This window comes from Thalassoroseus sp. (assembly GCF_984380535.1).
Window position 1 is genome coordinate 115,526 of record NZ_CFHRBF010000019.1, and the last position, 21,876, is coordinate 137,401.

A 21,876-nucleotide genomic window follows, 5' to 3' on the forward strand; every position below is an offset into this window, starting at 1 on the left:
GCTTATTCAGTGGTTGAGAGTTCTTGGTCAACACGATTCGCAATTGCGATATTCGCTTGTATGTGGTCGAGATTCAAGCTGCCGACGACCACACTACCGATCCCGGCATCGGAAAGCAGGAACCCGAGTGCTTCGTCCGCGGAGAGATGTCCGGCAGCCAAACCCTTTTTGATGACAACGCCAATCCCCGCATCGGCCGCACGGCGCAGCACATCTTCGTGAGAGCGGTCTTCAAGGTGATATTCAATCATCAGCACGTCGGCCCAATCCAATGCCGCTTCTGCACCCGCGGGCGTTTTGCCGGAAAGTCCAATCGCCCGCACCATTCCGGCTTGCTTGAGATCCTGCAAGGTTGGAACAGCATCGGTATTATGGAGGATGTCCAAGTCGGCACCGTTCGAGTGAATGAACACGATGTCCAACCGATCGGTGTCCAGCCGCTGCAGACTGCGTTCAATGCTGTCCCGAATGGATTTGGCGTCGAACGAGTAAGTACTCACGCCGTTCTCGAAGTTCTCGCCGATCTTCGAAGACAACACGAATTCCTCGCGACGACTCGCCAAATGTCGCCCGATGCGTTCCTCGCTCACTCCATACGCGGGAGCCGTGTCGATGTACGAAATACCCGCATCGAGGACGGCATTGAGAATCCGACCGGCAGCGGCGTCATCGGGCAGATCGTAACCGGTCGGGTATTTGATGTTCTGATTTCGTCCGATCTTGAACGCTCCGAACCCGATCGGCGAAACCTTCAAACCGGTGCGTCCCAATGGCCGGGCCTGCATCAATCCAACTCCCTACCCTTGACCGAGTTCCCACGATCGTCATAGTTCAGAAAAGACATTACCAACGTGTGCCCCGCCTCTGTGAGCCGTCTATTTCCATTCGCATCGATCGCATGGCTCACTGAGCTGTGGCACCCAAACATTACGAAGGACTCAACTGTGAACTACGGCGAAAAATTTGATCAGGGGTTAACTTACTCCGCGTTTCTCGAACAGTACGGCAACACCAAGGACCAATCGCGTTGGCAGGCCGTCCATGAGGAGGTTAGTCTAACCGCCGCTCAAAAGGAATTGCTCGCGGGGTTCGTGCGGGAGATGAAAGTGCTGGTGCTCGCCGGTGCGTGGTGTGGTGATTGTGTCAATCAGTGCCCGATCTTCGACCACTTCGCCGGGGCGACGGACAAAATTCAGCTGCGGTTTTACGATCGCGACGCCAACCCCGATCTGGCGGAAATCCTGCAAACCTGCGGAGCCGCCCGTGTGCCAAGCGTGTTGTTCCTCAGTGAAGACAACTTCATCTGCGGTCGCTACGGAGACCGCACACTCGCCAAGTACCGCAAGATGGCCGCCGAATGTTCCGGAGCCGCCTGCTCGACCGGCATCGTGAGCCAAGGCGACGAACTCTTGAAAACCGTTACTCAAGAGTGGCTCGACGAATTCGAACGCATCCAGCACATGCTAAGAACATCGGGACGACTCCGCGAAAAACACGGGGATTAAGTCTTGTCGTCTGGTAGTCCCGTAGGCTGGGTCGCGACCCAGCATTCCAACCAATCCCAATACAAGCAAAGCTGGGTCATGACCCAGCCGACGAGACTAGATTTTATGCTCAATCGGATGACGCTATTATTTCAATCTTATCCTGAATGAAACCAATGGCCAGCCGACGACCGCTGGGGCTCCATCGACACCACCAAACCGGGTTGAGATCTTCGAATCTCATTAACTCAAGCCCGACATTCGGATCCCAAATCCGCACGGAATTTGATGAACCGCCGGCGGAAGCCAGGCGACTTCCATCAGAACTCCAGTCAAGTTCCGACGCGCCACTTTCGTGGGCTGGCCAATGAAGCAACTTCTCACCATCTGTAAGGTTCCACAGGGTAATGACTCCATTTGAATTGAGGCTCGCTAAACGTTGACCGTCCGGATCAATCGAAACGGATTGTATCCGTCCCAAGTCTTGAGCAAGCGTGATGATTTTGCCTTGACCAACATCAGGCACAATTCGAACAGTTCCCCCACGGTCCCCAATTGCGAGTCGACCAGTCTTGTCGGCGTCGATATCGCTGATCGCTTCGCCATCCCCACTGAGTAACTGCCGCACATTGCTGGATTGTGTATCCCAAATATCAATAGTTCCCATTGATGACCCGAAGGCAATTCGATTCGTCCCGGCTGACCAGGTCGCACAGGTCAATTCGCCATCCGTTATTTCCAACGTTCTTTGCTGTTGAAAGGTCTGCCCGTCGAGAATCAGTATTTGGCCGCTTGTTGCAACGGCAAATGTTTGGCCGTCTGCGCTCCAACTGCTCCAGACCGGTTCTTGCAGATCAAGTTGCAACTTTGTGGTTGGTTCGTAATTCGAAACTTCGTAAACGGTAATTTCAGACCTTTTGCCAACGACTGCAAATCTTTGACCGTCGGGGCTCCAACTGAATATCCCTTTTGCTTTCGTATCGTCTGCCCGGAGTTTTAGAATATGGGAGTGTGTGGCGGTATCATCCCAGACCTCAAACGTGCGAGTCGTCGAACCTGAGGCAGCGCCGGAAATGGTCAACAGCTGGTTTCCATCGTGACTCCATCTTATATCTGTGAGATTGGAGAGGAATTGAAATCTGTATTCGGCCATCTTCGGTATCACATGGATCCTCAAACTGTTGCTGTACGAACCACTAATTGTGGCTAGCCAGGGTTTCTGAGGATGCCAGTGAAGATAATGCCCTCCACCTGTTAACTTGGCTAACGTCTGCCAGCCTGCGGTTTCGAGCACGCAAGTATTCGAAGGACTAACGTATCGATCACAATAGGCGAAATACTTCCCGTCAGAACTCCAAGCCATCGTTGCGGCAAAGTCCGACCCTGAAATAGATTTCAGTTCATCACCCGTTTGCACGTCGTAGATCGCAACGCGTTCGAGTCTTGGGCCTTTGTCTCCTGTGAATGAAACGGCAATTTTGCTGCCATCCGGGTGCCAAGTAGCAGTTCGAGTAGACTTTGAAGTTGAGATTGAGCGAACGAGCGCTCCATCGATCGCACTCCAAACGGAAACTGAGTCTGTGTATCTCGTGAGGAGGAGCCGCTGATCTGGACTCCAATAGATCCACTTTGGATCACCCGTTGCAATGCTGAATTCACGAAGAAGTCGACCGGTCAAAACGTCGAATATCTTGAGTCGACGGCTATCGTCTCGATCAACAGCGACAATCTTTCTCGCGTCCGAACTCCACGATATCTGGTTATCCACGCCGGTCAGCCTATTGACCGTTTTTCCGGTTCGTGCATCTCGAATCTCGATTTGACCAGGGGAGGGTAATGCGATGTACTGAATGCCTGGGCTTGGTATGGGAGGTTTCTTTTTTGGAATCACAAACTGCGAGACCGGTTTTTTGTTCGCGGAATTGAGATAGTGCCATTCCCAGCCGGATAGTTGCCGATGTAGGTCTGGCGGTGCGGACCTTGCCAAATAGTCTTGCAATGCTTTTTTGATCGGGGTGGTTCCCGAGTCCCGTTTATTGGCTTCGACAAATGCGAGACCGATCATTGCCGCATAGGAATTGTGCAATGCCAGATCACGCTGTCGGATAGCTTCGACACGCTGTCGTTCCTTGGCCTGATTGGTCGACTTCAATTCAAGTTGTCTCTCTTCGAGTCTTTCGTTGAGATTGCTAGCAATCAGCGCTTCGCGTCGCGCTTTACGCCACTGCGCAGAGACCCCAACAAACCCAAGCAACGTCACGACGAAAACCGCAATTGTTAGACCAGCAACGAGCGGCTCCCGCTTGCTCCAACGAATCAATCGTTGAAATCGGTTGAGCGGTCGGGCGGCAATTGGTTCATCGTCCAACCACCGACGAAGATCGACCGCAAACTCATTGCAGCTGGTGTAACGTTCTCGTGGTTGCTTTGCCATTGCTTTCAAGCAAATGGTGTTGAGATCATCGGGAATAGTCTTGCGAATATCTCGCGGTGCTGGCGGATCCTCGTGAATAACGTTAAAGATTACAACTTCGGTCGGACCACGGAACGGGAGGTCGCCCGTCAACATCTCATAGAGCGTGGCGCCGAGGCCATATTGGTCACTCAAAGCACCGACCTCATCGGTTGCTCCTCGTGCTTGTTCTGGTGCCATGTATGCTGGCGTACCTAGGATGCTTCCGTCATGTGTTAGCTTCTCGGAAGATGTCTCCAACCGCGCCAATCCGAAGTCCATTAGATGAGGTTCACCTTGTTCGTCTAACATGATGTTGGCGGGTTTGACATCACGATGCACAATGCCTTGTTTGTGTGCATAGGTCAGTGCTTCGGCAAGACACATCACAATTTGAGCCGTCTCCCGAAAATCGAAGGTTTCTCGTCCAAGATGTTCTTCCAGAGTCGTACCTACGATGAATGCCGAGGCAATAAAGAGTTGCTTGCCACTGCCTGATGCATCGAAAACCGGGACAATATACGGATGCTGAAGCCGAGCTACGGCTTTGGCTTCGTTGAGAAATCGCTTCACAAACTGTGGATTCTTGATCCGCTCAACATGTGGCACTTTGAGCGCGACATCGCGTTCAAGTTGTGGATCATAGGCCAGATACACGGCACCGAATGCGCCGGCCCCTAAGCGCTTCTTAACTTCGAATCGGCCAAAAGTTGTTTCGCTCGAGGTAGTGGCTTCAAGCTTTGGTCCAACCGATTGCGCGTGCTCCCGAGACTTCTGGCGACTAGCGACTAGCGTAAATGTTTTTCCACATTGTTGGCAGCGACCTTGCTTTCCCAGGTTCCTTCGAGTGACTTGTGTCGGCGCACGACAATCGGGGTTGGGACATCGAACTTTGACAGTCATTGTATTGCTCGCATGAATCTAGAACGCATCAATCCATACTCAAGCGTTTTACCATTCCGTCGCTCGGTTTCAAAATGGAATTACGTAATCAACGAGCGCAGCCATGTAGGCTGGGTCGCAACCCCAGCATTCTAACCGATCCTGGTGCAGACAAAACCAGGTAATGAGCGAGCCTGCGAGACTTGATGGTATTGAGCCCCGTCAAATTGTTCTTCTGAGTTGGGTTCGTCTATGATGCGGGTTGACTGGAACGTGTTATTGTGGCGGGAACACTTATGGAGACGGGGGCAGGGGAGCGGATTCGGGCGGCGTTTGATCCGGAGTTGTTTGCCACGCTGGGTGGGCGGATGGTGGAGCAACTGACGGCCCACTTGCGGTCGATCCAAGGCGGCGAGACAGCGGTACTGAATTGGAACACGCCGGCCGAGAATATCGCGGTCGCCAACTCGCTTCTGAATGGTGTCGACGGGAATCAAAAAACGCCATTGGATTCGTTCACGGCGGCGGTGCAGACGATTCTCGATCGCGGGCAGAATTTGCATCACCCACGGTACGTCGGGCATCAAGTTCCGGCGTCGGTGCCGATCGCGGGATTGTTCGATGCCGTCGGAGCGGTCACGAATCAGGTGATGGCTATTTACGAGATGGGGCCGTTCGCGTCGTCCGTGGAAGTCGCAATGGTCGAACGCTTAGGCGCGGAAGTCGGTCTGACGCCCGGCGAATTCACGGGGTTCGTCACTCATGGCGGATCGCTGGCGAACCTGACGAGCTTACTGACGGCTCGGAACGTGGCGTTGCCGAACTCTTGGCAGACCGGCATTCCGCAGGACTGCTCGCCAGTATTGGTATCGCACGCGGAAGCCCACTATTGCATCGCCCGATCGGCGGGGATTCTGGGGTTGGGCACGGATCAAGTGGTCAAAGCGGCCTTGGACGATCGTCGCCGAATGGACCCCAATCGGCTTGACGAACAACTCACTGCGTTAAAACGCGATGGTCGCCCGGTGATTGCGGTGGCGGCGTGTGCGTGTGCGACGCCGATCGGGGCGTTCGATCCGCTCGAAGACATCGCAGATGTTTGCGAGAAACATGGTGTGTGGATGCACGTCGATGCGGCTCACGGCGGGGCGGCGGCATTCAGTGCGAAGTATGGGCATCTGGTGAGGGGGTTGCATCGGGCGGACAGTTTCATTTGGGATGCGCACAAAATGTTGTTCGTGCCCGCGCTCAGTGCGTTCGTGTTTTATCGGAACCGCGAGCACCGCTTTGCTGCCTTCCAACAGAATGCCCCGTACCTGTTCGACCCCACGCAGGGCGACATCGCGGAGTACGATAGCGGGCTGAAAACCATCGAATGCACCAAACGCTCGGCGGCTCTTGGGTTGTGGGGATTATGGAGCGTGTTCGGTCGGCAGTTGTTTGCTGACTTAGTGGACACGACGTTCGATCTTGGCAGAACGTTCTACGAGATGCTCGTCGAGGCTCCCGATTTCGAACCGCTGCACGAACCGGAGTGCAATATCGTCGCGTTCCGACACGTGCCCGATTCGCTGCGGAGTGCGTCTCCGAAAGTTCTGGGAGATTTCAACTTGCGGCTGCGGCGGGATGTGATGGAATCCGGCCGATTCTACTTGGTGCCGACTGCGTCCGATGGGATCGGAGCACTCCGCGTAACGATCATCAACCCACTGACGACACCCGAACATCTTACGGAATTGCTAGAGACCTTGCGGTCAAACGGGCAACAATTGCTCTCAACCACGTGAGGATCGAATTCACCTGCACACTTTGGCGGGTCTGGTGTATTATTGGGATAACCCTTCTTAACCAGGATCTGACCGACTTTTCAGCCAAAGCGTAGCATGAAGCTCCGAAATCTGATCAAAAGAATCGTAGGGTGCGTCGTGACGCACCGCGAACAACGAGTGGACCTCCAATGCCGGTGCCTCTCGACGCGTTCTGCAATTCTGTGGGTTCTCGTTGTGGTGTCGGTCATTGCAATTGGCCTGACCCAGTCGGCGTCCGCGGGGGAAGTGCGTCTGAACAACGGCATGATTCTGGAAGGTCGTTGGGCGTATTTGCCGGGACTCGGGCGGTTGGATTTGTTGCGGGAGACCGTTTCGCCAACGAGTTATCGCCCCGTGCTAATGATCGATGACGGTTTGCGACGGTATCTCGTGCCGAAGGGGCAGGTCGAGAACATCGACGATGCCGCCGGTGTGACTTTGAACCAAGAGAAGTTCACGCTGCCGCAACGTACAAAAACACGCGACACCAAGTTCGGCTTGCTCGGGAGTACGCGGGTGGTCGATGGGTTTGACGAATTCGGTCGCCGCACCGTCGAAGTGCAAACCGCCCGTGGTCCGATGAAAGTCGTGCAGGGCATCACGCAAATCACGCCGAAGCATGTGCAGATCGAAGCACTCACCGAACTCGATTGGCAACACGCGATCGCCACGACATCGCTTGAAGAAGAGAAGTTGTCGAAGATGATCGAAAAGGTCATCGACGAGAACAAGCCGAACGAACTGATGGCCGTCGCGATTTTCTACATGCAAGCGGGTATGTATCAGCGGGCGGACAAAATGCTTGATCGCATTATTGGCCAGTTCGCCGAGATGCGACCAACCGCCGAGGAAGTCCGCCGCGAGTTGAACGATGTGCAAGCGGGTCAGTTGTTGGCCGAACTGCGGATGCGACGTCAAGCCGGTCAGAATGAGTTGGCGAACTATGTGCTTCAGCAATTTCCCAAACAGTTGGGGGCCTCGGTTCAGAAGGAAATTACCGACCAGCAGGAGAAACTTCGACAACGCTACGAGAATTATGATTTTGCCCTATCTCGTCTCGCGACATTGCAACAACAAGTTTCCCAAAGCGATCAGCAAGCCGAACTTGAACTGTTACGGGCAGCAGTGCGGCGTGAGTTGGATCTCGAAGGGTTGTACCGTCTCGAACCGTTCTTGAACCTGCAAGGCGACGTGACGTTGTCACCGGAAGAGAAGTTAGCGCTAGCGTATTCGGGGTGGCTCATTGGCGGAGCGAACGCCATGACCGACTTGCCCCGCACCTTGCGACTTTGGCAGGCGCGGTATTTGGTGATGGAAGCCCTGCGGACATACGAGGTGAATACCGAAGCGGAACTCATCGAACAATTGTCGAGTTTGGAAGGTGTGGGAATCGACGTTGTCGTGAAGATGATTCCGTACCTGCCGCCATTGTTGGACACGCCAAACGCTCGCCCGTTGGAAACACTGCTGATCAACGCTCGCGAACTCGACCCCGACACGCCGGTGCGTTATCGCGTGTTGTTGCCGCATGAGTACACGCCGAATCACGCCTATCCGGTGATCATCGCGTTGCATCCCGAGGGACGTGATGGCAGTTGGTCGACGATGTGGTGGGGCGGCAACGCGAAGCAACCTGGGCAATCTGTCCGGCATGGGTACATCGTGATCGCACCCGAATACGTGGAGACCGACGTCACGGGTTATTCCGCGAACACCACGTCGCTTCGTCGTGTGTTGCGGTCTCTACAGGATGCCTCGAAACGGTTTTCAATCGACACCGACCGTGTGTTTCTCAGCGGTCACGGAATGGGTGCCGATGCCGCTTTTGATATCGGTCTCACCCGGCCGGATGTGTTCGCGGGAGTGATTCCCATTTCGGGCCGACTTCGCGAGAACTGCAAATGGAAGTGGGAGAACGCGGAACTTACGTCGTGGTACATCATTGCTGGGGAACTCGCGGAGGCGTCGCTGCAAGATACGCAGCACTCACAGATCTTGATGAACATGATCAAACGCGGCACCCGATACGATGTGATTGTCGCGGAGTATCTTGGGCGGGGTTACGAAACCTTCTACGAGGAAATTCATCAGCTGTTTAATTGGATGGATCTTCAAAGTCGCCCGCCACAACCGAAGGATCTGTCGACGGAACTGGTTCACACCAACCAAGCCCGCTACTTCTGGTTGGAAGCCGAGGGATTGCCTGTGAGCATCAACCGACGTCCAATTACCGTGAAAGCCGACATCCTCGACGGTAGCACGGACCACACCACCATCAATCTCTCTACTGCCGCCAAGCTCTACACGGTCTGGCTTTCCCCGGAACTCATTGCCTACGACCGCAAACTCCTCGTTCGCATGGGAGGCCACCGCAAGTTCAATGACTTCCCTCAGCCCACCTTCGAAGCCCTCTTCGAAGACTACCGCGAACGCGCCGACGACCGCCGGTTGTATCACACGAAAATCGTGGTGGAGTGATTTGAAACCCGCGTGCTTTGAAAAAATCTGATTGCCGACTGCTAACGAAATTCGCCTTATCTTTCGATCAAAGAAATCACTTGATTCGGCTACAAAGCGGCAGTGAGTTCGGTCGGTGTGGCGGTGGCGTGACGCTGTGAGGCTTGGATGATGTCGGCGATTTCGACGGGGGCTAGGACGCGGTCGACACGTAGTCGGGGGTAATCTTGAAGATTCAAGGTCTCACCAGACTGGGGACGCGTTTGTGCGTCGCAGAGAAGTTCTAGCACGGGGCGGTCATAGGCCTCGGAATTGTTCCTCACGACGCAGCCGATGGTACCATCGTTGAGTTCCACATAGGTTCCCAGCGGAAACAGACAAACGACCCGCAGGAGTCCACGGATAGCACGGGGATCAAATAATCCCCGACGAGTGTCCGCAATTAGCTGTTCAATGGCGGCATACGGAGTGAACGGTGGTCGGTGGGGACGTGGTGACGAAAGCGCCACATACACATCGGCGACGGCGGCAACACAAGCCAACGGATGAATTTGGACTCCCGCCCGTCCGCGGGGATATCCCGAACCGTCCCAGCGTTCAAACATTTGATAGGCGACTTGCCGGGCAACCATCGGCATATCCGGTGACTCTTGGAGCAAGTCGAAGGTGCGACAGGGCGTTTTCTGAATCTCGACATGATCCGAACCAGAAAGGTGTCGTCGTTCGGACACCAGGCGTTGACCGTTTGCCGTCATACCCACCCGTGAGATCAAACATCCGACACCGAGTTGTTGGATGTCGTCGACCGTGTGTTCCAACATGGTGGCAATCGCCATTGCTAGCTGAGCGGTTCGAAGACAATGTTCGTTCGTCGCGGCGTCGGCCGGTGGTTCAATTGCCAATTTGACGAAGATGTCGACGTCATCAATGATCATCTCCATCGAGTTCTGCGCAATACCCTTGAGTGGTTGAGCACTCACAGCAGGCGTAAAGTTGACCGACTCCATAACCTGCTGAATTTGTGTTGAGTGCTGTTTCCGTTGCCCCTTGAACTTACCCACAACCTTGGGAGATGGTGTGTTTCGCGGTGGCTTGCGAACAAGACTGCTGAGAGGTTTGTTGGCGACTTTATGAAAGTCTTTGAGAGCGGATGCTCCACCTTTGTTTTCAGATTTTTCCGACGCGGCCGCCTGAGGTTCTGGTTCTGAAGGGGTCGTGCAAATCTCGGCAAGATGCTGAGATTCGATGGCTACCTGAGTCACCCCGCGGCTTTGCAATCGTTCGAGATTGTCCGGGCTCAGACGCATTCCCGAACCTAATAGCAATACGCTCGGGTTTCGGGCGTCGTAAATCGGCGCCGGTAGTTTCACGCCAGGACGGAGAGCTGAAAGGGCGACTGACTGAACGACAGTAGGCGTGCGATTGGCCACAATGACTTCCTGATCTAGACCGAATCACGGTTTTCGGTATCCACAGGGAGTACAAGTTGTCTCAGCTTGACGAGACACTTGCCTCTGCGGTGTTATCGATACTGCTGAAGCGCTAACGAAACGTGATCGCGGCCTTCGTTGTCTCTAGCGGACGCAGAAACGCGATCGTTTTTCCGACTCTAAAGAAGCAAAACCCAAACCCGATTCACGACCCAAGCGTCTGCCGACAACGAAACCGATGACAAAGGTCGGCATAGACCGGGATCGGCAAACCATCGTGACGCCTGTACATTGTCCTTGGGTGAGTTGTGCCAACTCTCTTGGATCTTTTCAGTACAATAGGCGAACGAACAACCGTAGCTTTTTTTCCACAGTTTGGACTTGGAAAACTGGCTTGATCTAGAAATTTGGACACCAGATAGGGCATACCTTCACTTTATTCCGATCAACGGACAAGGGCGATGGCTGGGATTGGTTGTGGTCCGTTCCGGCAGACGCGATAGAACGCCTCAGTTGGTCTTCCGAAAATCCGATTACCGCAAGACTGACCGGTGATCAATGATGGGGCGGGTTTCTCGAGATTTGAAGCGATTGAGTGAATCGCACGTCACTCGGAGATCGGTTCATGAAAGTAGTAGCACAGTCCGTCGGGGGCGACGACGAAGAACACCCTGAGCTTTTTGCCGTCACGTTCATCGATTCGCCAGTCGCCGACTTTCGCACTGTTCGCTTCGAGTTCGGCTCGCATGCCTGGAATGTTACTCACGAGAATGGCAGCGCCGTCATTCGAGGCATCACCACCATTGATGGCAAATCCAAGTTGAACTCCGTCACGTTCCAAAATCACCGTCGGCACGGGATCGTCATGCCGCTCGACTTCGACCATCCCAAAGTGCTTCGCGTACCACTCCGAGGCTATATCCAAGTCGGTAACGGGAAGAGCTAAAACGTCTTCTTGATACGGGAAAGCCGCTTGGAACTTGGGGGATTCAGTCATCACAGGGTTCCCAACTCCACACTGATGGATCGCGATGCGACGGTCACCGTTGGGACGCAGGATATAGTCGTCGCCTCGAACGTTGTCGCTAAAACGTTGTCGCTAACAAGCGTATTGGCCGGCAACTTCAACTGAAATGCGTCGTCCTTGACGGTCGGATTGATCTCGTCATGGCTCACGACTGATGTCGCAATCTCGCACGGTGTGCCATCACCGGAAAAACTAATGATGTCCCAATTGATCGGCATCCAAACCGCATGCTTTTGCCGGATCGTTCAGCCGCTTCTCTGGCGATTGACCCTCGTCGGAGGGTCGCTTTGTGAGAAAAACTCGACAGCAGCACATCGCACCATGATAGCAAGATGTTCAGTAGGGTTGGTTCTGAAAACCTTCGAACAAATGATTTTCGTCGATTCGACGGCTTATCACGCGGTGGTGAACAACGCTTCGACGAAGGCGTCGGGGTCGAAGAGTTCCATGTCGTCGACTTTTTCACCGACGCCGATGTATTTGACGGGGATTCCCATTTGTTGACGGACGGCGACGACGACACCACCCTTGGCGGTGCCGTCGAGTTTGGCGAGGACAATGCCGGTGCAGCCTGCGATTTCGGAGAAGTTTCGAGCTTGGCTCAGTCCGTTCTGACCGGTGGTCGCATCGAGCACGAGCAAACTCTCGTGCGGGGCGCCTTCGATCTTCTTGCCGACGACACGGTGAATTTTTTGCAGTTCCTGCATCAAGTTTTTATCGGTCTGCAAACGACCGGCGGTGTCGACGATGCACACGTCGGCCCCGGTTTCCAGGGTTTTCTCACACCCTCCGTAGGCCACGCTTGCCGGGTCTGTGCCGCTGTCTCGGGTGACGATTTCGCATCCCAATCGTTGTGACCACATCGTAAGTTGTTCGACGGCAGCCGCACGGAAGGTGTCTCCGGCAGCGAGCACAACGCTTTTGCCTTGCTTCTGCAGCAAGTTCGTCAGTTTCGCGATGCTTGTAGTTTTGCCGGCACCGTTAACGCCGGAAACCATGATGACCGTTGGTCCGGAGTCGGCCAACTTCAAGGGCGACAGCGGATCGCTGACGTCGTACCGGACATCCCCCTCGCCTTTGAGCATCGATTTCAATTGCTCGCGAACGGTGTTCCAGATTTCCTCGACGTTGACGGTTCGTCCACCATGTTTCTCGCGGACTTCACTCACGATACTGTCCGCCGCGACCACGCCCATGTCGGATTCGATGAGGCGTTTCTCGAATTGCTTCAACTGTGTTTCGCCGAGGATCTCCCCCGAGCGGAACAGGTCGCGCACATCGGTATTGAGCAGAGTTTTCGTCTTGGACAGCGCGCCCTTTAACTTGTCGAACAACCCCATTGCCGCCAGCTCCCAAAATTTTCTAGGTGTCTGCTCGCATGATAGGTCACCTCTCGCACCGAGCCAAGTGCCAACCGAATGCGTTTCCGCAGGCGTGTTCTTCCATCCGCCTTGGTTGCGGTCTATACTTGAACTTCACATAGTCAACTTGCCGAGCGACTTTTGAGGGGAGACGCGGATGCTGGTCCGGATGGAACTAGCGCGAATCATCATCAACGATATCGCGGATCAGTACCTGATCTATCTGCGTGAAGTCGATGGCGATCGGATATTCCCGATTTTGATCGGTCTATTTGAAGCGACCAGCATCAATCGCCGCTTCACGGAGGAACCGCCGCCGCGACCCCTGACGCATGATTTACTCAAGAATACGATCGAGGAGTTGGGTGGCGAGGCGGAAGACGTGGTCGTCAATAATTTGATGGACCACACGTATTACGCCGTCATTCGCGTGCGGCAAGATGGCGAGTTGGTCGAGATCGACAGTCGCCCGAGCGATGCCATTGCTCTTGCGGTGCATTACGATCCGCCGTTGCCGATCTACGTCGATAGCGAAGTACTCGACGAAGTGGCGTGAACGGTTATTCCTTCGGCAACCGGGCCAAAGCTTCGTCGGTGCCGACGAGGACGAGGATGTCGAGTTCTCGTATCGTTTCGTCTGGTTTCGGAACACCGACGACGTGGTATTGAGGCGGTGTGCTGTCCGGTACCGGACGACGAATCGTAATGAGGTTCACACCGAACTTTTGCCGGATGCCGATCGAGCGAATCGTTTGACCAACGAACTCTTTTGGTGCTCGCACTTCGATAAGCGTGTAGCCTTCGCCCAAGCTGATGAGGTCTTCCAACTGCGGATTGGCCAAGCTGTGTCCGAGACGTTCGCCAGCCTGAATTTCCGGCTGAATGACTTCATCGGCCCCGATTTGCCGAAAGATTTCCGTGTGGAATTCCGACTGCGAGCGACAGATAATCTTCGGCACACCGAGTTTCTTGAGAATCACCGTGGTCAGTAACGCGGCTTCGAAGTTTTCTCCGATGGCGACAACAGCCACGTCGACTTTGTCGATTTCCTGAGCAACCAACGCTTCACGCTCGGTGCTATCAACGCGAACGGCGACGGCCACATCGTCTTGAACTTCGTTGACCCAACTCATTTCGTTGTCGATGGCGATGACTTCTGCACCGCTCCGCGTGAGTTGCCGAGCCAACGCGACTCCGAACCGTCCCAATCCGATGACTGCAATACGTTGCATAACACTTGCTCAGAATAGATGAATGAGTTGTTTCGATTGTCGGTTTCGAAGATCGAACACTCGTCCTTCACGGACACAAATGACCGTCATATGGTTAGCCGAGGTTCACACGTTCTTCGGGGTAATCGTATCGCAATGGCTTCGGGGAACCGGCCAACGCGATGAACAAAGTCAGCGGGCCGATTCGACCGAGAAACATCGTCACGATAATCACATATTGCGACATCGGCTGAAGCGTGTGTGTCCCAATCGCCGAGACGCCCACCGTCGCGAACGCACTGACCGACTCGAACAAATGGTTCATAAACTGCATTTCGTTGCGTTCGAAAATCGCAAGCAACATCGTCGTCATCATCACGCACAACACACCTAATGCGACAATCGTCAATGCGCGGTTGACGAGAATATCAGGAATGATCCGCTTATGAACTTCGATACGTTGGCGTCCATGCAGGATGTTTCTCAGTCGAAGCACAACCAAGGCGATTGCGGTTACTTTGATTCCGCCGCCGGTCGAACCGGGAGCCGCTCCGATGAACATCAGCATGATTCCCAGCAATTTTGTCGCTGGAGTCATGGCGTCCATGTCGACGGTATTGAACCCCGCGGTGCGGAACGTGACGGATTGAAACCACGCTTCCGAAATGCGTTGTCCGAACGGAATTGCGATTTGCGGATCACTTGCGGGGCGGCCGGTGGATTCCAGCAAGAAAAACGCGATCGTTCCAAAGACTAAGAGAATGATCGTTGTCGTCAACACGAGCCGTGCAGACACGGAAAGTCGGGGTTGGCTGGTCGGAAGGTTAAACAGTGGGGTACTTCGGATCGAGGCCCACTGCATCCGCGTGTAGAGAAAAATGTTATACAGCGTGGCAAAACCGAGACCACCGATGATGATCAGTCCGCACACGCCACCCCAAACTTCCCAGCGGTGTCCATAGCCGACGAAACTGTTTTCCGTCAACGAAAACCCCGCGTTACAGAATGCGCTGACGGAGTGAAACACGCTCAGAAAAACCTGGTCCCCGAAGCTTTCGTTTGCGAACAGTCCCGAGATGCACACCGCACCGACCAGTTCGGAAATCAACGTGAACGCGAAGATTCCCAAGACGAGTCGTTTCACTTGTCCGGGTTGATCGGCTTCGAGAAGTTCGTGCAAGGCGACACGTTCGCGGGCCCGCATGGCGCGACCGGCGGCAACCGCGAAGAAAGCACCACACGTCATGATGCCCAACCCACCGATCTGGAACAGCCCCATGATCACCGCTTGTCCTGTTCGGCTCCAATAGGTGGGGGTATCGACGACGATCAAACCTGTCACGCAACTCGCACTTGTGGCGGTGAACAAAGCAATGCGGAAGCGATCGGGGAAGTTTTCTGGCACTTTGGCCGGGTCAGCGTATGCCTTTGGTAACAACAGCAAGAGGGTGCCGACACCAATCAATGCCACAAACGACAACATCAGCAGGGGCGCAGGATTGCCACCACTACGGGCGGTGAACTCACGCGTGAGATAAATCGATTCAACAAACGCCCGGCATAGAACACAGATCTCCGAGAACTGCACCAGTGCCGAAAATCGTGACTCCGTGAATGCCGTTCCCCAAATCGGGATTGTCAGTGCACCGACTGCCCAGATGGCACTAATCGCGATTCGCCAGCGGTTTCGCCGTCGGAACGTGGATTTGGTCAGCGACCATCGGTATCGCTGAATCAATGAACCCGCGAGAAAGACCATCGTGAGACACACGATGATGCCCAATTCCGTGCGGTTCAATCCATCGATCTGTCGAAGACCGTTCAGCACGACCGTCGATACAACGCCAAGAATAATGCTAAACCCCTCTGCCCACCGAAGTCGGTTGACAGGAATGGGATTGAGCGTATTGATCGACTCAAAGTTCGCAGGAATGTGCGGTTTGTCGTTCATGGACCGGCCCGACGTTGTTCGTTGGCTTTCTCTCGTCAACGGTTCCGGTGCCAAACGGATTAGCGGAAATTCAACAAATCGTGAACTTCAACGGTCGCTGGGCATCGTAAGGAAGACGAATCCTAACGAAAACATTCGGTCAACGGCAATCACATTCGCATTTCTCGAGCACAGACCGAACAAGCTCGATTACCGGGCCACGAGATACTGCACCGTGAAATCATATTGCTCATCACGCCAAATTCGGTCGACATCGAAGCCCGCTTCGCCAGCTAACTCTGCGAACATCGGTTGCGTGTACTTATAGGAACACTCAGTGTGGATGGTTTCACCTTCCGCGAACTCAATCGAGGAACCATCGATTTCCACGACTTGGTCGGTCAAAGAAACCAAATGCGATTCCATGCGATGTTCGGCGGCATTCACACGAGCTTCGTGCTGAAATTGGGAGATGGCGAAGTTGGCATCGAGTTCGGTGTTGATTCGCCGGAGCAAATTGTAATTGAACTCCGCGGTTACACCGGCCGCATCACTGTACGCGGGATGCAGAATCTCCGGGGACTTCCAAAGATCGACACCGATCAACAATCCGCCACCCGGCCCGACTTGTTCGGCAATATTGCTAAGCAGATCGATCGCTTCCGCCGGGCCGAAATTGCCAATCGTGGACCCAGGGAAGTAAACGACGTGGTGAGCTTCGGTATTCTCCGGCAACTCGAAGCCTTGCGTAAAATCGGTGCAAACGGGATCGATGTCGATCGAAGGATATCGGTCTCGCAATTCCATCGCCACGGACTGGAGATAGTCGCCCGAGATATCAACCGGCACATAGTGTACATGTGGTTGCAGTGCATCGAGCAGCATCCGTGTTTTCAAACTACTGCCGCTGCCGTACTCCACCAGCATACTTCCCACACCGATCGTATCGGCCATTTCGTCGATATGACGACGCATGATTCCGAGTTCGGTCCGGGTGAGATAGTACTCGTCGAGACCACAGATTTGTTCAAAGAGTTTGGACCCGGTTTCGTCGTAGAAATACTTACTAGGTAACGTCTTCGGCGACGTGGTCAGACCGTCGAGGACATCGGACATGAAGGCGTCGAGCGTGGTGTTCAGCGATTCCATTTCGCGAGTTGACATCAGCGAGCGCTTTCGTTGTTGAAGTTGTTTGGCAGTAAGTGGGGAGTCGCAAATCGAGGAGCAGGGTGGGGAAAAGGCGATTGGCGTTCCAAACGGTGCAGGCAACTCCCGTGAATGAGGTGGCCGATTGTAGGACTCGGCATTCCGGTTTTCTACCGGCGTTTCCCTGAGCTTTCGACGAATTGATACAAAAAAACCGACCCAGATTGGGCCGGTTTTCCTGGTTCGAATTGTGATTAGTTCTCGTCGGGAACGAGTTTGTCGAGAGCTTCACGAGCTTTCGCTTGCTCCGCTGCGACTTCCGCCGAAGCCGCATTCCCGTTGCCCAACTCAGAGCCCGACGGCTCGTTGAGCATGTTCATGCGATTGGCGTGAATCCGTTCCTTCTCGGCTCGCAACTCTTCGAGGGCTTCTTCGTGAATTCGCACCTCAGAGTTTTGATGCGAATGGAACCCCGTTCCCGCCGGCACCAAGTGCCCGAGGATAACGTTTTCCTTCAGACCGACCAAGTTGTCGATCTTGCCCGCAAGTGCCGCTTCGGTGAGCACCTTGGTGGTCTCTTGGAAACTCGCCGCGGAGATGAAGCTTTCGCTTTGCACCGACGCTTTGGTAATCCCCAAAAGTTGGGTTGTTCCGGTGGCTGCTCGCGGACGGGTGTATTTCACCGTCGGCTCGTTGGCAGCTTCCAAGTCTTCGTTGACTTCCTCGATCAAGTCGAGCGGAACAACTTCGTCGACTTTGAAGTCCGCAGCTCCAGAGTCGGTCACTTTGACCTTGTCCATCAGCTCTTCGTTCATGCGGCGGAATTCGAACTTGTCGACCAACACGCCCGGCAGCAATTCGGTGTCGCCGGTGTCTTCGATGCGAATCTTCCGCAGCATCTGCGACACAACGATTTCGATATGCTTGTCGTCGATGTCCACCCGTTGAGCTTGGTACACGCTTTGGATTTCGTGCAACAAGTATTGCTGCACTTCCTCGGCACCTTGCACGCGGAGAATGTCGTGCGGGACGAGTGGACCGGCGATGAGAGCCGTTCCCGCTTTGACCTTCTGACCACCTTCCACGAGCAATTGCTTACCTGGCGGCACAACGTGTTCGACTTCCGAGCCGTCCTCACCGACCACGATGATGATCCGCTTGCCACGTTTCTTTTCACCGATCTCGATGACACCGTCGATCTCGGCGATAACAGCCGGGTCTTTCGGTTTCCGAGCTTCGAATAGTTCCGTGACCCGAGGCAGACCCCCGGTGATGTCCTGCGTACCGGCGGCGGCACGTGGAGTTCTCGCCAACACCCGACCGGCGGCCACTTCGTCATCGTCTTGGACGTCGACGCTCGCACCTTCCGGCAGAGGATAGTATTTAAGGGCTTTACCATCTTTGTCTTGCACAACGATCTGCGGGTGCACGTCGCCTTTGTGCTCGATGACGGTTCGCCGAATGTTACCGCTGGACTCTTTCTCAGACCGCACAGTCCGGCCTTCGATACAGTCCACCAGTTTCACCCAACCGCCTTCTTCCGACAGAATCGGCACGGAGTGCGGGTCCCAACGGCAAAGGACATCGTCTTCCTTGACCTCTTGATCCTCGGTGACCAAGAGAGTCGCCCCGTTCGGAACTTTGTAGGTCTCGAGTTCTCGATCTTTCGGGTCGAGAACGGTGATCTGACCGTCTTTCGTAAGGACGATGTTCTGGCCTTCGTTGTTGATCACGCTGCGGATTTGCGTGAACTTGACCTTACCAGACCGACGACTTTTGAGTTCGCTTTCCTCAATGTCCCGGCTGGCGGTCCCACCCACGTGGAACGTCCGCATGGTGAGCTGCGTCCCCGGTTCACCGATCGACTGAGCGGCAATAATCCCGGCGGCCAAACCTTCTTCGACAAGCGAACCGGTCGACAAGTCCATCCCGTAACAGAGACGACACAAACCGAGTCGGCTTTCGCACGTCATGGGCGACCGCACCTGGATTTTCCCAAGACCCATGTCCTCGATCTTGCGGGCGATTTCGACGGTAATCAGCTGGTTTTCCCGGACGATGACTTCGTCCGTAATCGGGTGGACGATATTCGTTCGCGAAACGCGACCACGAATCGCGTCGGCCAAGCTGACTTCGACCTTTTCCCCACGGTAGAGAATCCCACGAGTGATCCCTTGCGTGGTTCCGCAGTCTTCCTCGGTGATAACGACGTTCTGGCAGATGTCGGCCAACTTCCGCGTGAGGTAACCCGAGTCAGCGGTCTTGAGGGCGGTATCCGCGAGACCTTTTCGAGCACCGTGCGTCGAGGAGAAGTACTCCAGCACCGACAAACCTTCCCGGAAGTTGGCTTTGATCGGGGTTTCGATGATCTCGCCCGACGGCTTGGCCATCAGCCCCCGCATCCCGGCGAGCTGTCGCATCTGTTCCTTACCACCACGAGCCCCGGAGTGAGCCATCAGGAACACCGGGTTGACATACTTGCCTTCATCACGGGTGTCGTGTTCCAACTCGTGCATCATCGCTTCGGTGATTTGTTCCCGAGCATGGGTCCACAAGTCAAGCACGGTGTTGTAACGCTCTTGGTCGGTAATCACACCCCGACTGTAGAGCTTCATTTGCTTGAGGACTTCCTTCTCCGTCTCTTTGATGACGTGGAATTTTTCGTCCGGCGTTTTCAGGTCGCTGGTTCCGAAGGAAATTCCGCTGTTGGTCGCTTCGCGGAACCCAATCTCCTTCATGGAGTCCAGCAGCTGGATCGTCGCCTTTCGGCTCAGTTCCAGATAGCTGTCGGAAATCACGTTGGCGAGTTCTTTGCTCGTCATCGTGGTGTTGTAGTACGCCATGCCTTTGGGAAGGATGTCGTTGAATAACACGCGTCCGACGGTTGTTTCGATGAGTCGACCTGGACGGTATTCCTCGGCTCCTTCACCACGAACCTGGCGGTCCTTCGGCAAGCGAACTTTGATGATGTCGTGTCGACGAACACGCTGTTGAGCCAACGCGGTGAAGACTTCGTTTGGCGAAGAGAACTCGATGAGTCGTTTTTCGCCGTTGTCGCCGCTCCAACCCCAGCGTTCCATACCTCCACGCTTCACCGTGAGGTAATAGCAACCCATCACGATATCCTGCGTGGCAGCGATAATCGGGGCACCGTTCGCCGGTCCGAAAATGTTGTTCGTCGAGAGCATCAACGTGGTCGCTTCGACCTGGGCTTCGATCGACAATGGCAAGTGAACCGCCATTTGGTCGCCGTCGAAGTCAGCGTTGAACCCTTTGCAGACCAGCGGGTGAACCCGAATCGCGTTCCCTTCGACCAGCACTGGTTCGAAAGCTTGAATCCCCATCCGGTGCAATGTTGGTGCACGGTTGAGAAGAACCGGATGGTTCGTGATCACCTCTTCCAAGATGTCCCAAACTTCGTCATCGCGACGTTCGAGCATCCGTTTGGCGCTCTTGATGGTGTCGGCATGACCAAGTTCTTTGAGGCGGCGGATGATGAACGGTTGGTAAAGTTCCAACGCGATCTTCTTCGGCAAACCACATTGGTTCAGCTTGAGTTCCGGGCCGACGACGATCACCGAACGAGCGGAATAGTCGACCCGTTTCCCGAGCAAGTTTTCGCGGAACCGGCCTTGCTTCCCTTTGATCATGTCCGTCAGCGATTTGAGTGGACGGTTCGAAGAACCGAGCACGGGTCGCTTACAACGGTTGTTATCGAAGAGAGCATCGACCGATTGTTGCAACATCCGCTTTTCGTTACGGACGATGACTTCCGGCGCGTTCAGGTCGACCAACTTCTTGAGTCGATTGTTCCGGTTGATGATCCGGCGGTACAAGTCGTTCAAGTCGCTGGTCGCGAAGTTGCCACTATCGAGCAGTACCAACGGCCGCAAGTCCGGCGGAATGACTGGCACGCAATCGAGCACCATCCACTCGGGGCGGTTGTCGCTATCGCGGAGAGCTTCCACGATTTTCAGTCGTTTGATGTAGTCTTTCATCTTCTGCTGCGAACCGGTTTCCCGCAGATCTTTCCGCAGTTGGACCGACTCTTCGACGAGGTTAATCGTCTCGAGCAGTTTCTTGATCGCTTCGGCTCCCATGTCGATTTCAAAGGAACCGTGACCGTACTTCTCGCGAGCTTGGCGAGCTTCGTCTTCGGTGATGAGTTGCCCACGTCGCAGCGGGGTATCACCGGGATCGATGACCGCGTAATCCTGGAAATAGATAACCTTTTCCAGGCTGGTCGTCTTCATGTTGAGCAACGCACCCAATCGCGAGGGCATGCTCTTGAAGAACCAGATATGAACGACCGGCGCAGCGAGCTCGATGTGGCCCATCCGCTTCCGACGCACGCGGCTGTGGGTGACTTTCACGCCACAACGGTCGCAGATCATGCCTTTGTACTTCATGCCACGGTATTTGCCGCAGGCACATTCCCAGTCCTTTTCCGGACCGAAAATCCGCTCACAAAACAGCCCGTCGCGTTCCGGGCGATAGGTCCGGTAGTTAATCGTTTCTGGCTTTTTGACTTCGCCAAAACTCCAGGAGCGAATATCGTGCGGACTCGCCAACCCGATTTTCACCGAGCCGTAATCGTTCACGCGTTCATAGGCTGATTCGGTAATTGCCATTCTGTCAAACTCCGGTGGTTGCAGAGAGGATGGAGGATTGCGGATGGAAGATGGCGG

At 54.7% G+C, this 21,876-nt stretch carries 14 protein-coding genes; 4 read left to right on the forward strand and 10 right to left on the reverse strand.

Going from position 1 to position 21,876, the window contains the following annotated elements; genetic code table 11:
* Positions 1-2: 2 nt before the first annotated feature.
* Positions 3-785, reverse strand: coding sequence for an aldo/keto reductase (locus AC5DDB_RS24025; protein WP_491742300.1), 783 nt, complete (start codon positions 783-785; stop codon positions 3-5).
* A gap of 159 nt (positions 786-944) precedes the next feature.
* Here AC5DDB_RS24025 and AC5DDB_RS24030 point away from each other — a divergent pair, with 159 nt between their 5' ends.
* Positions 945-1,505: a thioredoxin family protein gene (locus AC5DDB_RS24030; RefSeq protein WP_491742301.1), complete on the forward strand. Its 561-nt coding sequence runs from the start codon at positions 945-947 to the stop codon at positions 1,503-1,505.
* A 109-nt stretch (positions 1,506-1,614) separates the two neighbouring features.
* Here the strand turns inward: AC5DDB_RS24030 and AC5DDB_RS24035 are convergent, their stop codons facing one another.
* A complete protein-coding gene (locus AC5DDB_RS24035; protein ID WP_491742302.1) occupies positions 1,615-4,839 on the reverse strand; it encodes a protein kinase domain-containing protein in 3,225 nt (1,074 codons plus the stop codon).
* A gap of 260 nt (positions 4,840-5,099) precedes the next feature.
* Here AC5DDB_RS24035 and AC5DDB_RS24040 point away from each other — a divergent pair, with 260 nt between their 5' ends.
* Together AC5DDB_RS24040 and AC5DDB_RS24045 are read left to right on the forward strand one after the other, a co-directional pair.
* Positions 5,100-6,605 carry a pyridoxal phosphate-dependent decarboxylase family protein gene (locus AC5DDB_RS24040; RefSeq protein WP_491742303.1) on the forward strand — a complete coding sequence of 502 codons (1,506 nt, stop codon included), beginning with the start codon at positions 5,100-5,102 and terminating at the stop codon, positions 6,603-6,605.
* Between the two features lie 219 nt (positions 6,606-6,824).
* Positions 6,825-9,104, forward strand: coding sequence for a carboxylesterase family protein (locus AC5DDB_RS24045; protein ID WP_491742304.1), 2,280 nt, complete (start codon positions 6,825-6,827; stop codon positions 9,102-9,104).
* 89 nt (positions 9,105-9,193) lie between these two features.
* Here AC5DDB_RS24045 and AC5DDB_RS24050 read toward each other — a convergent pair whose 3' ends face one another.
* The 4 genes from AC5DDB_RS24050 to ftsY all read right to left on the reverse strand — a co-directional run bounded on the left by AC5DDB_RS24050 (position 9,194) and on the right by ftsY (position 12,880).
* Entirely contained in the window at positions 9,194-10,513 is a 1,320-nt protein-coding gene (locus AC5DDB_RS24050) for an HD-GYP domain-containing protein (RefSeq protein WP_491742305.1), read from the reverse strand.
* 607 nt (positions 10,514-11,120) lie between these two features.
* Positions 11,121-11,510 carry a VOC family protein gene (locus AC5DDB_RS24055; protein WP_491742306.1) on the reverse strand — a complete coding sequence of 130 codons (390 nt, stop codon included), beginning with the start codon at positions 11,508-11,510 and terminating at the stop codon, positions 11,121-11,123.
* Positions 11,510-11,758: a hypothetical protein gene (locus AC5DDB_RS24060; protein ID WP_491742307.1), complete on the reverse strand. Its 249-nt coding sequence runs from the start codon at positions 11,756-11,758 to the stop codon at positions 11,510-11,512. The genes AC5DDB_RS24055 and AC5DDB_RS24060 overlap by 1 nt, the downstream gene beginning before the upstream one ends.
* Before the next feature lie 177 nt (positions 11,759-11,935).
* On the reverse strand, positions 11,936-12,880 hold the full coding sequence (gene ftsY, locus AC5DDB_RS24065) for a signal recognition particle-docking protein FtsY (protein WP_491742308.1): 945 nt from the start codon (positions 12,878-12,880) through the stop codon (positions 11,936-11,938).
* A gap of 178 nt (positions 12,881-13,058) precedes the next feature.
* Here ftsY and AC5DDB_RS24070 point away from each other — a divergent pair, with 178 nt between their 5' ends.
* Positions 13,059-13,457: a bifunctional nuclease family protein gene (locus AC5DDB_RS24070; RefSeq protein WP_491742309.1), complete on the forward strand. Its 399-nt coding sequence runs from the start codon at positions 13,059-13,061 to the stop codon at positions 13,455-13,457.
* Between the two features lie 4 nt (positions 13,458-13,461).
* Here AC5DDB_RS24070 and AC5DDB_RS24075 read toward each other — a convergent pair whose 3' ends face one another.
* From AC5DDB_RS24075 to rpoC, 4 genes are all read right to left on the reverse strand, one after another.
* The gene (locus AC5DDB_RS24075; protein WP_491742310.1) at positions 13,462-14,133 is read right to left on the reverse strand and encodes a potassium channel family protein; all 672 of its coding nucleotides are present in this window, start codon (positions 14,131-14,133) and stop codon (positions 13,462-13,464) included.
* A 94-nt stretch (positions 14,134-14,227) separates the two neighbouring features.
* Complete coding sequence (locus AC5DDB_RS24080) at positions 14,228-16,063, reverse strand: TrkH family potassium uptake protein (protein ID WP_491742311.1); 1,836 nt, start codon at positions 16,061-16,063, stop codon at positions 14,228-14,230.
* Positions 16,064-16,252: 189 nt separating this feature from the next.
* A complete protein-coding gene (egtD, locus tag AC5DDB_RS24085) occupies positions 16,253-17,206 on the reverse strand; it encodes an L-histidine N(alpha)-methyltransferase (RefSeq protein ID WP_491742312.1) in 954 nt (317 codons plus the stop codon).
* Between the two features lie 236 nt (positions 17,207-17,442).
* Positions 17,443-21,819, reverse strand: a complete 4,377-nt coding sequence (gene rpoC / locus AC5DDB_RS24090; protein ID WP_491742313.1) for a DNA-directed RNA polymerase subunit beta' — start codon at positions 21,817-21,819, stop codon at positions 17,443-17,445.
* Positions 21,820-21,876 lie beyond the last annotated feature (57 nt).

What these genes read in the sequence shown, in the direction of transcription:
- ftsY (WP_491742308.1), bottom strand. Translation starts at nt 12,880, where the DNA reads ATGGGGTTGTTCGACAAGTTAAAGGGCGCGCTGTCCAAGACGAAAACT.
- AC5DDB_RS24035 (WP_491742302.1), bottom strand. Translation starts at nt 4,839, where the DNA reads ATGACTGTCAAAGTTCGATGTCCCAACCCCGATTGTCGTGCGCCGACA.
- egtD (WP_491742312.1), bottom strand. Translation starts at nt 17,206, where the DNA reads ATGTCAACTCGCGAAATGGAATCGCTGAACACCACGCTCGACGCCTTC.
- AC5DDB_RS24075 (WP_491742310.1), bottom strand. Translation starts at nt 14,133, where the DNA reads ATGCAACGTATTGCAGTCATCGGATTGGGACGGTTCGGAGTCGCGTTG.
- AC5DDB_RS24060 (WP_491742307.1), bottom strand. Translation starts at nt 11,758, where the DNA reads ATGCCGATCAATTGGGACATCATTAGTTTTTCCGGTGATGGCACACCG.
- rpoC (WP_491742313.1), bottom strand. Translation starts at nt 21,819, where the DNA reads ATGGCAATTACCGAATCAGCCTATGAACGCGTGAACGATTACGGCTCG.
- AC5DDB_RS24055 (WP_491742306.1), bottom strand. Translation starts at nt 11,510, where the DNA reads ATGACTGAATCCCCCAAGTTCCAAGCGGCTTTCCCGTATCAAGAAGAC.
- AC5DDB_RS24080 (WP_491742311.1), bottom strand. Translation starts at nt 16,063, where the DNA reads ATGAACGACAAACCGCACATTCCTGCGAACTTTGAGTCGATCAATACG.
- AC5DDB_RS24070 (WP_491742309.1), top strand. Translation starts at nt 13,059, where the DNA reads ATGCTGGTCCGGATGGAACTAGCGCGAATCATCATCAACGATATCGCG.
- AC5DDB_RS24025 (WP_491742300.1), bottom strand. Translation starts at nt 785, where the DNA reads ATGCAGGCCCGGCCATTGGGACGCACCGGTTTGAAGGTTTCGCCGATC.